Below are 14803 nucleotides of genomic sequence, written 5' to 3'. Positions count from 1 at the left end.
AACTAAAATCAGCATTTTTGAATCCTTTGCGATAGAGTTTAGGGTTATCTAAACAAAGCTATATCTAATAAGCACTACAACTAATATTCCCCACCCCAACCCTAAATCAATGCACCTTTTTCACCCATGATGACTCGCTAAAATATAAGAAGAAACTATTAAAATGAGCATTTAAATAACAGGATCTTCCGCTAAATTTGCTGTTCAATAATTGTTCGGCTATTACTATATTATAGGAACTACATTTACTTGCGGGATGCTTGATGGACCTTAAAAAAGTAAATAAAAAATCTAATTCACCTAGCTCAAATGTAAATATGAACGAAGCCTTTTTAACTCAACTAGTTAGTTGTTTACCCATGGGGGCAATGGTAGTTAATACTGATGCTCAGATCCTTTTTGCCAATAGTCAACTATCTGAAATACTGGGCTATGAGGATTCAGAACTCATAGGGATGAACATAGATAGTTTACTTCCAGCTCAATTTAAAGCCAATCATACCCACTTGATGAGTCAGTTTTTTGCTAACCCTCGAAAACGCTTAATGGGTGAAGGCCGTGAGTTATTTGCGAGTCAAAAAAGTGGTAAGCAAATCCCAATTGAAATAGGTTTAAACCCAATACACGGACAACAAGAATTAGTTTTAGCTACATTGGTTGATATATCGCAAAGGCTGCGCGCAAATAATATGTTTCAACGATCTATTCAGGCTGCGCCACATGGTGTGTTAATAGTTGACCAAGCAGGCATTATACAAGCGGTAAATCAATCGTTATGCAAATCTTTTGGCTACAGTGAAATAGAACTACTCGATAAAAAAATGGAAATGTTATTACCGCAGCGCTACCAAGGACATCATTCAGCACTTCGTCATTCATTTCATCGTGAACCCAGTGTCAGAAGGATGGGAGTAGGCAGAGATTTAACCGCGTTACACAGAGACGGTAAAGAATTCCCGGTTGAAGTAGGCTTGAGTCCTTTTATAAACACCAATGATGAAGACATGGTATTTGTTTCGTTGTTAGATATAACAGAACGAAAACGAATGGAAACTGAGTTAAAAGAAAATAACACAAGTTTGAAGGAGTTTACCTATGTAGCTTCTCATGATTTACGCTCTCCATTGCGGGGGATTTCAAACTTAATTGAATGGATAAAAGAAGATTTGGGCACTACCACGCCTGAAGTAGAATACAACTTAACGCGTATTGATGATCGTATTCATAAAATGGAGACGTTAATTGATAATTTATTGGCCTATGCAAGGGCGGGGAAAGCTACCCAAGATACTCAAGTAATCGATATTCATAAATTAATCTCTAACGTCACCGAACTGTTAGATTTACCTGCTGGAATGAAGCTTCATAAAGACATTCAATTAAATACCATCGTCACTGCATGGACGCCGCTTGAAACCGTTGTTCGCAATTTGTTAAGTAACGCTATTAAACACCACGACAGTAAAGAGGGAACTATAGAGATTCGTTGTGTAGCAGAAAATACGCTTTGCCATATCACTGTGACTGATGATGGCCCCGGTATACCAGCAGAGGCTTACGAGCGTATTTTTAGTTTGTTTCAAACAACCTCTGATGATAAGTCGGGCTCAGGTATTGGGCTGTCTATTAGTCGGCGTCTGGCACAAGCTCATGGTGGGCGCATTTCCGTTAGCTCAAATGAACCGCAAAAAGGGTCTACATTTCATGTTTGGTGGCCGCGCTTTGCAAGGAAAGAGAATTTATGATTAAAAATCTATCTATACTGCTTGTTGAGGACGATGATGTTGCCGCGGAAGCCGTAACAAGAAGCCTAAAAAAAGTAGATCCTAAAATTAAAATAATTTGGAAACAAAATGGAAAACTGGCGTTAGATGCGTTACGAGAAAAAGCACAACAAAAAGAAATATCAGAGCCCTACTTAGTATTGCTAGATCTGAATATGCCAGTAATGAATGGGTTTGAATTTTTAGAGCACATTCGTAAAGATAAAAAATTAAACGATACCGTTGTATTTATACTAACAACCTCCAATGAGGATAACGACCGCACTCGCGCGTACCATAACAACGTAGCAGGTTATATGGTGAAACATGCAATTGGCCCGCAGTTTGCCAAATTAGCGACACTTATGGATGCTTATATACATGCCGTTGAGCTTGAATAAGCCATCTTAGCAAGAGATATGAATATGATAACTTCAATAGATAATTTTGAAACCTGCGACAGTATTAACCTACTCATTGTTGATGACGATGCGGTTGATAGAGAACAAATACGTCGTATGATATCTCGCTCAAATATACAGGCGAAAATTTCAGAGGCATCCTCTATTGAAAGCTCGATGTCTTATCTTGAACATGGTGAGTTTGATTGTGTCATTGTTGATTACCGATTAGGTATCGGATCGGGGCTTACCCTGCTAAATAATATTAGAAAGACTGAAAATAACCACTGTGCTGTGATTATGATCACGGGCTTAGGAGATGAAAAAATAGCAGCAGAAGCTATGCGGCTAGGAGCAAGCGATTATTTACTTAAAAATCAATTAAAAAGCGATCAGTTGATACACTCTATATCTAGCTCCATTCAACGCGCAAACTTAGAAAAAAAACTTCATGACATGGCACACTACGATAGCCTAACAGGCTTAGCAAGCCGCCCTATTTTAATTGATCAACTCCAACAGGCCATTACATCTGAGCAAAAGCTCGCCGTTGCCTATTTAGATTTAGATAATTTTAAACCCATTAATGACAAATACGGTCACGAAACCGGTGACTTCGTTTTGAAAACTATTGCCCAAAGACTAAAAAGCACATTACGCAAAGAAGATACACTCGCGCGTATTGGCGGAGATGAGTTTATCTTTTTATTAAGAGGGGCTGCGCACACGATACAAGAATATGAGACTCTGTTACAAGAGGTGCTGATTGAGGTAAACGACCCAATAAAATTAGCAGAGTTTTCGTGCTCCGTTCAAATTTCAGTCAGCATCGGCGTAGCACTTCCCAGTGATGATGGCTTAACTTGTGATGACATTTTACGCAGAGCCGATCAAACAATGTACCAAGCAAAAAGATCAGGAACAAACCGAATTCTGTTTTTTGATCCAGAAGAAGAAAGCCTAAGGCATGCAAAACATGATTTATTATTGGCTGCTGAAAAAGGCATTGCTCGCAAAGAGTTTATTCTTCATTATCAACCAAAGGTCAATTTGATGGATCACCAGTTGATTGGCGTTGAAGCCTTAATACGCTGGAATCACCCTACTTTGGGTTTACTTTACCCTGGTCACTTTTCAGAGGCATTAGAGCACCCACACATTGGTATATTAATTGGTGAATGGGTACTTGCTGAGGCCTTAAAACAACATAAAATTTGGACAAGAAATCATCTTTCTATGAGTGTAAACATCTCTCCAGCTCATTTGCTTAGTGAGGGCTTTGTTGAAAACCTCAGAGAGTTACTCATCAGCACTAATAATATAAAACCAAAAACCCTCGAATTAGAAATTTTAGAGAGCACTACAATTGGAAACGTTGAACAGGCAGTCGACGTTCTCAATGGTTGTCGAAATTTAGGTGTAAGTATTGCGTTAGACGACTTTGGTACAGGTTACGCTTCGTTGAGTTATTTAAAAAAATTACCTTTAGATACATTAAAAATAGATCAAAGCTTTGTTAAAAAGCTCCTATCAGACCATGAAGACAAGTCCATCGTTACGTGTATCGTGGCGCTAAGTAAAGCATTTGGGTATAACCTAGTTGCAGAGGGGATAGAGTCACAAGAGCTCGAAAAAGTACTTATAGGCATGGGTTGCTATCATGGGCAAGGCTATTATATTGCCAAACCAATGTCTGCAGAGAAGATGAACTTATGGATAAAAAATATGACATCAACTAAGCACTGACCCTAAATAATATTCCTCTATTTGGGTTGCCAGTGATACACATAAATTGGTGTTTGGTAAAAATCTTTAAGCTTGATCATTCTAGTTGGTTTATATGATGGCAAAGCGAAGGTGTTACTCACAATAGTGATTTTATTATTAACTACGTCATGTTTTAACTTTTCTTCAAGCGCTACCATACCACCTGGAAACAAGTAACACACCAGAGTAGACACTGTACTAAAATCGGCATTTTTAAAGTCTTTACGATAGAGGGTAAGGTTATTTAAACCTAAACTATATTTAAAAAGCATTGAAATTAACCAAGGAAACCACGATAACTCATAGCCAATAACCTGTTTATTAGGATGCCTTTTGGCAACCGGTATAACAAGCGTTCCCCAACCTGAACCTAAATCAATTAATGCGCCTTTTTCATCCATGCTTATTGCAGCAAGCATAGTTTGGCGCGCTTTGCTTGAGCTCATCATCGGTGAAATTCCCGTTTTTAGCGTTCCCCAAACAATAGATAAAGCGATTAGAAGGACTAAAAAGAAAAGTCCGATAGCAATAAAGTCCATACTAACTAACACCTGATAACGGTTGAATATTGATGATTTCACCTGAGCTATTTCGCTTTTACATAATAAAACTAGTGAAACCATTACATAGTGTGCCATTTGTTTAAATTTATTTTATATTTAACACCTGTTTAAAATAAAACCACAAAAAAAGCGCCATTTGGCGCTTTTTAAATTAGTAGTAAGGTATTAGTGCTTACGCCCTACGCCGTTGCGCACCATATCTTGGCCGCTTTGAAAAATCTCTTCGGTAATTTCACGGGCTAATAAAAGTTGTTGCTTGTCATCAAACACCGCGACAAAACGGCTGCCGTCGGCATTGTTAGTTGCCATGCCGACGCCTGCTACGCCAGTTAAACCTAAACCGCCGTTTTCCACTTGCAGTAAAAAGCTTTCAAGTTCAGCGAGAGTGTCGATTGCGGTTAGTTTGTTTTCCATTGTGGTTGCTCTATGTGTTGCTCGCCATAGCGAGTCTGTCAATAATATGCGGTTATTTTACAGCACACAGTAAAAACTTAAACCACCTTATAGGCAAAGTCATAACAACATTCTGTAAAGCAAAATTAAAAGTATTTGTAAAAACCCCGCAAATGCGGGGTTTTAAGTATTAGCTTTGCTTCATTGTGCCTTGTTGTTCAAGGCGGGTATGCCAGCTGAATGCTTCTTCTAAAATATGAGGCGTATGGCCGCCACGTACACAAGCACGCTCGTAGTAATCAAGCATAGCGTTGCGATAATCTGGGTGTACACAGTGTTTAATTACTTCAACAGCCCGTTCGCGTGGCGCTAATCCACGTAAATCAGCAAGGCCTTGCTCGGTCACTAAAATATCAACATCGTGCTCGGTATGATCGACGTGGCTTACCATAGGTACCACGCTTGAAATAGCGCCGCCTTTAGCAATTGATTTAGTTACAAACACTGATACATGCGCATTACGTGCAAAGTCGCCTGAACCACCAATACCGTTCATCATTTTAGTACCGCATACATGGGTTGAGTTAACGTTGCCATATATATCAAACTCAAGTGCCGTGTTAATTGCAATAATACCTAAACGACGCACAATTTCAGGGTGATTCGACATTTCTTGTGGGCGAAGTACTAGCTTATCGCGGTACTTTTCAAGGTTATTAAATACTTGTGCGTTACAACGCTCTGATAAAATAATTGAACACCCAGAAGCAAAATTAAGTTTACCCGCATCAATTAAATCAAAGGTAGAATCTTGTAGTACCTCTGAGTACATAGTGAGGTCTTTAAAATCTGAGTCTAATAAACCCATCATGACTGCATTGGCTATGTTACCAATACCCGCTTGTAATGGGCCTAAGTTTGCAGGCATGCGCTGTTGCGCTACTTCTTCTTTAAAAAAGTTAACTAAATGGCGGGCAATAGAGGCGGTATCGGCATCTGGGTCGGTTACTGTTGAAAATGAGTCACTTTGATTGGTAAATACAATACCCACAATTTTAGCCGGATCGATTGGAATAGCAGTACTACCGATACGGTCATCTACTTTCACTAGCGGCACTGGAGTACGCGTTGGACGATACGATGGAATGTATATGTCGTGCAGCCCTTCAAGCTCTGGCTGATGTAACATGTTAATTTCTACAATTACTTCTTTAGCAAAAATAGCAAAGCTTGCTGAGTTGCCCACTGACGTTGTAGGTACTATGTGGCCTTCTTCTGTAATAGCAACGGCTTCAATCACCGCTACATCAGGCATAGTTAACTGATGATTACGTAACTGTTCAACAGTTTCTGATAAATGCTGGTCAATAAACATGACCTCACCGTTGTTAATTGCTTTACGTAATGTGCTGTCTACCTGAAATGGCATACGACGCGCTAACGCACCTGATTCAGTAAGTAGCTTATCTAAGTCGTTACCTAATGACGCGCCCGTCATTAGGTTAATTTTCATTGGGTTTTCAAGTACACGCTCGGCAAGTGCACGTGGTACAGCTTTCGCTTCACCAGCACGAGTAAAGCCACTCATGCCCACGGTCATGCCGTCTTTAATAAATAAACTGGCCTGCTCTGCAGACATCACTTTGTTGTGTAAGTCACTACGACGAATTCGTTCTAATTGCATTTGGAACCCCTTAAACCCCATTATTATTTGGGCGCTATTCTAAGTATTTCCTTATGCTTCGTAAGCTAGACCTAAGTCTCATTTACGCATTGTTGGTATAAAAACGTTGCAGAGCGCTTTAATTTTGTACACTTTATTACTTAACTTATTGCTGTTATTGGGGTTAGAATACCAAAAAATCTATTCAATCATTTAACTAAACAAGCTTAAAAACAAATATAATTACTTTAAATCAATTACTTATAAATTCAGCCAGGAAAGCTGAGATTATAAATTGTATAAAAATAAAGCCGTATAGGCCAAATCTTACAAAATAATAAACTGGTCATTCATTGGGCAGTAACCTTGTAAGGAATAGAATCTACGATTTACGTATTAAGGAAAATACATGGATTTGTCTGACGAAGAAATTAACTTTTTATCTGGGTTGTTTGAACCTAGTCAAAGTACAGCATTAATTAATGAAACAAAACTAACAGTACAAACATCAATACCAGATGGTATTGCGCATTTACTTGGTCAGGCTAAATTAACCCTATTAGCAGAAGTAGCTCATTACCAACTGTGGTTTCCACTTCAATTTAAAACCGATGAATTAGGCCATTTCAGTACTGTGTTAGCAGCCCCAGAAGTGATTGATACTAAAGGCACTCAACGTAGCTGGCGATTAAGTGAATTAAATATTCAAAGCCAAGGTTTTTGCATTGAATCTATCTCAAGCACAGGAATATTTTTAAAACCCACATCAATAAACAGTGAACTTGATGAGTTACAAAATATGCAATTTATTTTACCCAATGAAGCGGCTATATCATTAGACATAGAACCCGTTAGGCACAGTGAGTGTGGCATAGCAGCTAAAATAAAGCATATTCACCATGGTAAAGAGCAGTTAAGAGCGTATTTATTTGAAGTGCATAAACGTCAATTTTCAAGCTTATACCAGCTAGAGCACAAACAACAAAAATTGGAATTATCAAACTAAAAAAGCCACACAATGTGGCTTTTTTAACTTATTTTATCGAGTGACTTTTACTTTAAGCGTTTGGCTACATCAGCTACACGTTCGCCGTATAAACGAGCCGTTTCTAAATCGCCTGATGGAATTGCAGATTCATCTGCATCAGTAGGTGATTGCACTAATACACCAACCGAACCTCCTAAGTTATTGATATCTTTACGAGTTGATTCCAATTTATTGGCCGGTGGTAACCCCAGACTTACCCAAATTCCACCATGTTGCGAAGCCAACGTTTGCATACTAATTAGGGTGACTTGTTTGTCGCCATTTAGGCTGCCGCTATTGGTAAACCCGCCAAATACTTTGTCTTTCCACCCCATGGTAAACCAAACTTTAGAGGTAGCATCAACAAACTTTTTAAACTGCCAAGGATATGAGCCCATATAGGTAGGTGCGCCAAATATAATGGCATCTGCATTGTTTAATGCATCCCAATCGGTGTCTTTTATGTCGCCATTCTCATCGATTGCAATAAGCTGAGCGTTTGCTCCATCAGCTACAAATTCAGCCACTTTTTTGGTATGGCCATATCCCGAAAAATAAATAACCGCTACTTTACTCATGAACCTTCCTTTTGTTGTGATTTAATAAACACGCTTGTAACTATAGTATGGCCGCTTAATCTAAAATCAACTAAGCAGCGTGTTTAATTAAATTAGCTTGCGTGGCATTAAATTAAAAGGTACTCACTGCAATTTCTAAATTACTCACCGCACAGCCATACTGCGCAGCACTAATACGGTGATAAGCCGACTCAGGCTTAGTTGATAGACTAATAATAAACGCATCTTGCTGACCAACAGCTGTTTGTTCTTGGCTCAAGCACATGGCTTGCGTTAAAGAGCGCAATTTGGCATCCGTTAAAATATTGCCGAAACGCTGAACCGGCAAAGGCGGTATTTTAATTGCTGGCAATGCTTGGCTAATACTGCGCTGACTTAAGGTAAAATCATTATTTTTAATATCAATCACACTGCCAGCAGGCCAGTACGAGTAACTGTAGGTTTTAGTTTCAGCCTGAGCCTGCCCTGTTGATTTAACCATCACCACACCATTTTTACCAATTACGGTCATTAAATTCCCTGATTCAGATTTAATAACCACTAAGGCGGTGGTTTCGTCTACACCAAAACCAAATGCGGGTTGAGCTTGATTTGCACCAAAGCTGTCGAGCAAAGTGCCTAGTCTTAATGTACGGTTTCGCTCGCTAAAGTGTGTATCGAGTACACCGTAACTAAATGTGCCTAAACCCCCAAAGCGGTTGTAAGTTAAACTATCGCTGTTTGAGCGCTCACTGGGCGCATCAATGGCTTGCGCGCCTTCTTTCAATGCCGATAAACTTGTGCCATTAGTGATCATAACCACATTACCACCGTGCGCTTGCCCGCCACTTTGCACTGCGGTGCCTGCACTTGTACCTACAACAACAGGAAGAGACTGTAACGCTTTTGTCCATGGATATGGCTGATTATTTTCATCAAACAATACCTTGCGCGTTAAGCTTTGATCGCCGCCATTAAACATAACACCGGTACTATTTTTGATTAGCTGCACTAGAGCGTCTGTGCCACTTTTACACAGCAAATATTCTGCTTGAGTGCGATCAGGGTAAATATGTTCACGTTGATATAGCCCCATTTCAGAGTGCCTAAGCGTGTTTAAATCATCACATTTATTGGTGGTTATTGCTTTAGCAAGCGCAGGGGTTAATGCAAGCCATTGTGAATTTACATTGGGAAAACGAAGTAATCCTTCGTAAAAATCAGCAGATTCATAAGGGTCTCTGCTTGAGGCGGTAATGGCTAGTATACTTGGATTAGTACTTTTTACTTTTAAACTGCCCGATATAAATTTCAAAATATCTGTCGCGGCGGATTCGCTATTAAGCGCGGTATTGACCTGCTCTTTTAGTCGCGTATCGTCGCTCTGCAGCTGCGCTACTTCAAGCATATCTATTACAAAATTATATTCTTGATCCGTTAAACTATTGAGCTGTTTACTATCAATATCGCGCCATAACCATAACAGCTCTTTTTTTGACAATGTGGGTGATGATTTAGCCTGCATTGTTGCTAAATTTTTAATAGTTTTGTTTTTAGCTTGCGTATTTTTACTTGGCCATTGTTGCTTTATTTGACTAATTTTAGCGTGGGAGAGCGCAAATACATTATGTATTTTACCCGGAATTTGTGTATTTTTTTCACAATTTTTAGGGCTTAAACTAGCACACGTTGTGAGTGCACCGCCGACTAATACTAACGTTTGTTCAGATTCTTTTGCGCTTAACTGCAGCGAAAAAGCAATGAAAAACGAAAAAAGAGCCGTTATTATGCGCGATTTAGCTAACCGTTTGTTTGGTAAATATATTCGTTCCATTATGTTATACTCATGTAAAAAATTATAAGAAATAACTTGCGAGAGCGTCTCTCACTTGCTATAAAAAAAAGGAACTTTAAAACGCGAGTAAGCTAGCACCCCTTTGCTGGCTTTGTCAAAAACCTTTTGGAATGAGAATTATGTTTAAAAAAGCACGTTTGCTTACAACATATTTCTACTCACCACACTACCTTTCGGAGTGGTTTGACGAGTAGCCCACCACCTCACTTTTTCACAGTGAGGGGCTTAGCGTGTCATTTCACCACTGCCCTGTCTAAAAATATAACAATTAAAAGCCACAGATCTGTTTGTACGTTTTTGTGCGCTTAAAAAGACAAAAGGTATTTAAGATGTTTCGTCAACTAACAATTGCGGCCACAGTAAGCGCATTACTGAACCCGATCACTTTTGCACATGCACAAGAAACCAACACCGACACCAACATTGAACGAGTAGAAGTAACAGGATCTCGCTTAAAAGGCGTTGATCTTGAGGGAACTATCCCATTAACCGTACTAGACCAAGATGCAATCAAACGCTCTGGCGCTAATACCATTCATGAATTACTCAAAGATTTATCTGTTTTTAAGGGCGGAAGCGGCACATTTTCAACCTCTGAAAGTGGCGGTACGTCTACTTCAACACCAGCGGGTCAATCAGCAGCGAGCTTAAGAGGCATGGGGCCATCAGCAACGCTGACATTAATAAATGGGCGAAGAGTTGCACCTAGTTCATTTGCTGCAGGTACTGAAAACTTTGTAGATGTAAACTCTATTCCACTAGCCGCCATTGAGCGCATTGATATTTTAGCCACAGGCGCATCAGCCGTTTATGGTGCCGATGCTGTGGCAGGTGTTATTAACTATATTTTAAAAGATGATTTTGAAGGCGCTGAAATCAATACTTCGTTTGCCGATAGCTTTGATCAGCATGACGAAAGTAAAAAACAATTAAACTTAGTTTATGGTACAAAAATAGGCGAAAGTAATTTAACGGTATTTGCTGATATATATGACCGTAACGCTTTTAAAGCGACCGATCGTAATTACACGGCCTCTCCCTCTTTAGTGAATGGTTACTCCTATTTACCTAAGCTGGAGAACTCACCTAATATTTATTATTTCAGCAGCCGAGATGGTAACGAACTTCCATCACCAAACTGCAAAACCGAATTAGTTACTACTGAATTAGATGAACAAATTTGTGCTTACTACCCTAATCAAGATGATTACCTAGAAACGCCATTTGAAAGCATTTCAACCGGCTTTATGTTTAATAGTGAGCTTGGTGGTATGCAATGGCATACTGACTTTTTTTACAGTCAGACCAAGGCAAAAGCGTACTCATCGCCCTCACCTATTAACCAAATTAATGACGACGACGGCCCGTATGTTTTAGAAGACGCCTTATTTATTTACGATAATGCCGATGGTAGTAATGATTTATTAGATCAACTCTACATTGACCCATTTGATACCCAAAGTGGTCGAGAAGTGTATGGTTTTGCATTTGATGCGCGCTTTAATGCCCCAAGAACGGTGGAAGTAGAAACGAAAAACTTTCGCTTGGTAAGCAGTCTAAGTGGTGAAATTGGTGACTGGGGTTGGGAATCTGGGGTAACCTTTTCTCGCTCACGTTCAGAGCAGGAGGCGATTGCAGGGGTTTATAATCGTTACCAGTTCCATGGCGCGATCACCGGCGAGCTATGTTCAGACGGTACGCTGGCAAGTTTTGACGGTTCTGACTTAAACTGTGCATCGGGAGAACTGCTGCCTTTTTACAACCCTTTCCTTCAAGGCGACGCCGCTAATGATGCCGTTTTAGCAACAGCGCAAGCTCGCCCAACACGCAGCGGAGAAAGTACAGTTTACGGCTGGGATGCTAATTTTAATGGTGAGCTATTTACCTTTAATGACCTACCTGCCTATGCCTCATTTGGGGTAGAAGCACGCCGTGAAGAGCTAAGCGACATTCCTTCGCTTGATTCACAAGCTCAAGCAGATAAAGACTACCTTGTTGATGTATTTGGCTTTGGCTCTAGTTTATCAGAAGCCGATCGCACTCAATATGCAGCGTTTGCTGAATTAAGTATTTCACTCACAGAGCAAATAGAGCTGCAAGCAGCAGGTCGATACGATCATTACGATGATTTTGGTGGCACCTTTAATCCTAAAATAGGTTTGAGCTATCGCCCAACTGATTCGTTAGTTGTTCGTGGTTCATGGTCAACCTCGTTTAGAGCACCATCATTAACACAGGCTGGCGTTAAATTAAGAACCACACAATCTACTTTTGACTGTGGTGCAAACCAAGCTGTAGCCGATTTATACTGTATGGGTGATGGCACCCAAGTGAGTGTTAATTCGTTAGAGTTAGGTAACCCAAACCTAAATGCAGAAGAATCTGAGGCTATTAGTGTTGGTTTTGCATGGAGTCCCTCGGCTAATACTAATTTAACCATTGATTATTGGCAGTTTGATCATGAAGAAGTAATCGATACCAACATGACCGCTGTGTTAGATCGCGCCATAACCGATGCATCACTTCGTCACTGTGGCATTGTACCACCGGGCGAGCAAGGCATATCGTACGATGAAGCATTATGTGATGTCACCGACAACAGTGGTTTAAACATAGAGCAAGACGGCGCTAATTTAACTGAGATTTTAAGCAGTTATATAGATGAATTTAACCCACGTGATGACGAGCTATTTTTACCGTTGTTTCGCGATCATGCAATCCCACTTGAAAACACTGGTACACAAACATTAGCTGGCATAGACTTTAAGTTTGACCATAGGTTTGTATTACCAAGCGGCGATTTGACCTTTGCCTTTGACGGCACTCATTACCTTGAGTTTGAACGTAATAAACCGGGGTCTGACTCGTTAGAGAAGCTGGTGGGAACTTATCGCTACCCTGAAAATATTGCGCGTATGTCAATAGATTGGGAAGCGCAAAGTTACTACCTTAACTTAGGTGCAAACTACACCAGCAGCTACGAAGATGATATAGAAGGCCTGCGTAGCCGTGAAATTGATGAGCTAGATTCACTTGGCGTATTAGACTCAAAAGGTGAGCATCAGGTTGATGACTGGCTCGTTTGGGATTTATCAGCGGGTTACTATGTTAATAAATCGCTGACTTTGCGCGCGCGCATCAATAATATTTTTGATAAAGAGCCACCCACACTTTATGGTTCAAGCCGTGGCTTTGATTCAATCAACCATAATGCCCTAGGTGCTAATTACAAATTAAGTATTAGCTACCGTTTTTAACCGCTTAGCCGCAAAGCAAACGCTTTGCGGCATTCCTTTTATTACAGGTCATGGCTACAGTGACACTGCCTATTAAGTGCTAAAGTACGTTTAAGCGTTTATTTACGCATCAACACAATGACCTTTTATTAAAGTGAAATTATGAAACAAAAACAATTTTCTATGCCCGATGCAAGCATCATTTTGCTTTGCGTGGCAGTGATTGCCTATATGGCCACGGTATTTATTACCCCTGGGGTATTTAATGCAGAGCCTGACAGCCATACTGTGCAGCTTTCACAATATCAAGCCGTTAACGACCAACAATCACCACCTATTTTTGCACAAGGTGGCGAGATTGGTTTAGCTAATGTATTGTTTGAAGGCCTCGTGTCGGGTGATAAATATGGTGCAGCGATTGGCGTAATGGCGTTTATTTTAATCACTGGCGGTGCCTTTGGCATTATTATGAAAACCGGTGCGATTAATAACGGTATTATGGCACTTATTAATAAGACCCAGCGGGTTGAATGGCTGTTTATTCCCTTACTGTTTTTACTATTTTCGTTAGGCGGCGCGGTATTTGGTATGGGCGAAGAGGCTATTGCCTTTTGTATTGTGCTGCTCCCTATTATGCAACAACTTGGCTACGACGCTAAAGTCACTGTACTTACAACTTATGTGGCCACGCAAATAGGCTTTGCCACCTCATGGATGAACCCTTTTAGCATTGCTATAGCGCAATCGATAGCTGAAATCCCAGTGTTTTCAGGTGCGGGCTTTCGTATGTTAGCATGGGCTTGTTTTACCCTTGTAGGCCTTGTGTTTACTATACGCTATGCAAAACGGATAAAAACACAACCCCAAAAAACGGGTGATCAGCCAACGATTAAACTTAGCCTAGCCGATGCACTCACATTATTAGTGTTTGTATTGGGCATAGCTTGGGTTGTATGGGGGGTGATGGCGCGCCAATATTATATTCCTGAGCTTGCTGCACAGTTTTTTTGCATTGGCCTTATCAGTGCAATAATTGCCATCGTGTTTAAAAAGCTAACCGCGAATGAGTGCGCGGATGCGTTTAAGCACGGTGCACAAGAATTATTGCCAGCGGCGTTATTGGTCGCATTGGCTAAAGGCATTGTATTACTATTAGGGGGTAGTGATTTAACCACTCCCTCAACCCTCAACACCCTGCTTTATTACTGTGCAAGCAGCATAGCCAGTGTGCCAGATTACATTGCAGCTTGGGGAATGCTGGTGTTTCAAAGTGTATTTAACTTTTTTGTTTCATCGGGTTCAGGGCAAGCTGCCATCACTATGCCACTGATGTCTCCACTTGGCGATTTGCTCAATGTATCAAGGCAAATTGTGGTATTGGCCTTTCAATTAGGCGATGGATTAACCAACATTTTAATTCCCACCTCAGCTAGTTTAATTGGTTGTTTAGGGGTAGTGAAATTAGATTGGGGAGAATGGGCTGCGTTTATTTGGCGCTTTGCCCTAGCACTTTTTGTATTAGCAAGCGGCTTTATATTTCTTGCTTACTTTATTAATTATCAATAAAAAGAATTTGTT

Annotated in this window: 11 protein-coding genes; 6 read left to right on the top strand and 5 right to left on the bottom strand. The window is 40.3% G+C overall.

All coding sequences use genetic code 11. From position 1 onward, the window contains the following. Positions 1-263: 263 nt before the first annotated feature. Genes PISS_RS05880 through PISS_RS05870 form a run of 3 tightly spaced genes read left to right on the top strand, consistent with a single transcriptional unit; the run spans position 264 to position 3910 of the window. Complete coding sequence (locus tag PISS_RS05880) at positions 264-1745, top strand: PAS domain-containing sensor histidine kinase (RefSeq protein ID WP_058154425.1); 1482 nt, start codon at positions 264-266, stop codon at positions 1743-1745. Then, the gene (locus PISS_RS05875; RefSeq protein WP_058154424.1) at positions 1742-2164 is read left to right on the top strand and encodes a response regulator; all 423 of its coding nucleotides are present in this window, start codon (positions 1742-1744) and stop codon (positions 2162-2164) included. Before PISS_RS05880 ends, PISS_RS05875 begins: the two co-directional genes overlap by 4 nt. A gap of 18 nt (positions 2165-2182) precedes the next feature. Continuing rightward, positions 2183-3910 carry a GGDEF domain-containing response regulator gene (locus PISS_RS05870; protein WP_058154423.1) on the top strand — a complete coding sequence of 576 codons (1728 nt, stop codon included), beginning with the start codon at positions 2183-2185 and terminating at the stop codon, positions 3908-3910. A gap of 17 nt (positions 3911-3927) precedes the next feature. Here the strand turns inward: PISS_RS05870 and PISS_RS05865 are convergent, their stop codons facing one another. From PISS_RS05865 to PISS_RS05855, 3 genes are all read right to left on the bottom strand, one after another. Continuing rightward, positions 3928-4512 carry a class I SAM-dependent methyltransferase gene (locus PISS_RS05865; protein WP_232311341.1) on the bottom strand — a complete coding sequence of 195 codons (585 nt, stop codon included), beginning with the start codon at positions 4510-4512 and terminating at the stop codon, positions 3928-3930. 147 nt (positions 4513-4659) lie between these two features. Beyond that, entirely contained in the window at positions 4660-4908 is a 249-nt protein-coding gene (locus PISS_RS05860; protein ID WP_008114111.1) for a hypothetical protein, read from the bottom strand. Positions 4909-5077: 169 nt separating this feature from the next. After that, positions 5078-6571 (bottom strand): acetyl-CoA hydrolase/transferase family protein, encoded by a 1494-nt coding sequence (locus PISS_RS05855; RefSeq protein ID WP_058154422.1) that lies wholly within the window; start codon positions 6569-6571, stop codon positions 5078-5080. Between the two features lie 388 nt (positions 6572-6959). Between PISS_RS05855 and PISS_RS05850 the strand changes: the two genes are divergently transcribed. Next, on the top strand, positions 6960-7556 hold the full coding sequence (locus PISS_RS05850; RefSeq protein ID WP_058154421.1) for a hypothetical protein: 597 nt from the start codon (positions 6960-6962) through the stop codon (positions 7554-7556). 47 nt (positions 7557-7603) lie between these two features. Here the strand turns inward: PISS_RS05850 and PISS_RS05845 are convergent, their stop codons facing one another. Then, the gene (locus tag PISS_RS05845; RefSeq protein WP_058154420.1) at positions 7604-8155 is read right to left on the bottom strand and encodes a flavodoxin family protein; all 552 of its coding nucleotides are present in this window, start codon (positions 8153-8155) and stop codon (positions 7604-7606) included. Between the two features lie 112 nt (positions 8156-8267). Then, positions 8268-9968, bottom strand: coding sequence for a cyanophycinase (locus tag PISS_RS05840; RefSeq protein WP_058154419.1), 1701 nt, complete (start codon positions 9966-9968; stop codon positions 8268-8270). A 350-nt stretch (positions 9969-10318) separates the two neighbouring features. On the opposite strand from PISS_RS05840, the gene PISS_RS05835 reads away from it, so the two are divergent. Next, positions 10319-13246, top strand: coding sequence for a TonB-dependent receptor domain-containing protein (locus PISS_RS05835; protein ID WP_058154418.1), 2928 nt, complete (start codon positions 10319-10321; stop codon positions 13244-13246). 141 nt (positions 13247-13387) lie between these two features. After that, positions 13388-14791 (top strand): putative basic amino acid antiporter YfcC, encoded by a 1404-nt coding sequence (gene yfcC, locus PISS_RS05830; RefSeq protein WP_058154417.1) that lies wholly within the window; start codon positions 13388-13390, stop codon positions 14789-14791. Positions 14792-14803 lie beyond the last annotated feature (12 nt).

Origin of the sequence: Pseudoalteromonas issachenkonii (genome assembly GCF_002310795.1) — a bacterium.
In the GTDB taxonomy this organism is placed as follows: Bacteria; Pseudomonadota; Gammaproteobacteria; order Enterobacterales; family Alteromonadaceae; genus Pseudoalteromonas; species Pseudoalteromonas tetraodonis.
This window is presented reverse-complemented; position numbering and strand designations above follow the sequence as displayed.

What these genes read in the sequence shown, in the direction of transcription:
- PISS_RS05880 (WP_058154425.1), top strand. Translation starts at nt 264, where the DNA reads ATGGACCTTAAAAAAGTAAATAAAAAATCTAATTCACCTAGCTCAAAT.
- PISS_RS05875 (WP_058154424.1), top strand. Translation starts at nt 1,742, where the DNA reads ATGATTAAAAATCTATCTATACTGCTTGTTGAGGACGATGATGTTGCC.
- PISS_RS05870 (WP_058154423.1), top strand. Translation starts at nt 2,183, where the DNA reads ATGAATATGATAACTTCAATAGATAATTTTGAAACCTGCGACAGTATT.
- PISS_RS05860 (WP_008114111.1), bottom strand. Translation starts at nt 4,908, where the DNA reads ATGGAAAACAAACTAACCGCAATCGACACTCTCGCTGAACTTGAAAGC.
- PISS_RS05855 (WP_058154422.1), bottom strand. Translation starts at nt 6,571, where the DNA reads ATGCAATTAGAACGAATTCGTCGTAGTGACTTACACAACAAAGTGATG.
- PISS_RS05850 (WP_058154421.1), top strand. Translation starts at nt 6,960, where the DNA reads ATGGATTTGTCTGACGAAGAAATTAACTTTTTATCTGGGTTGTTTGAA.
- PISS_RS05845 (WP_058154420.1), bottom strand. Translation starts at nt 8,155, where the DNA reads ATGAGTAAAGTAGCGGTTATTTATTTTTCGGGATATGGCCATACCAAA.
- PISS_RS05840 (WP_058154419.1), bottom strand. Translation starts at nt 9,968, where the DNA reads ATGGAACGAATATATTTACCAAACAAACGGTTAGCTAAATCGCGCATA.
- PISS_RS05835 (WP_058154418.1), top strand. Translation starts at nt 10,319, where the DNA reads ATGTTTCGTCAACTAACAATTGCGGCCACAGTAAGCGCATTACTGAAC.
- yfcC (WP_058154417.1), top strand. Translation starts at nt 13,388, where the DNA reads ATGAAACAAAAACAATTTTCTATGCCCGATGCAAGCATCATTTTGCTT.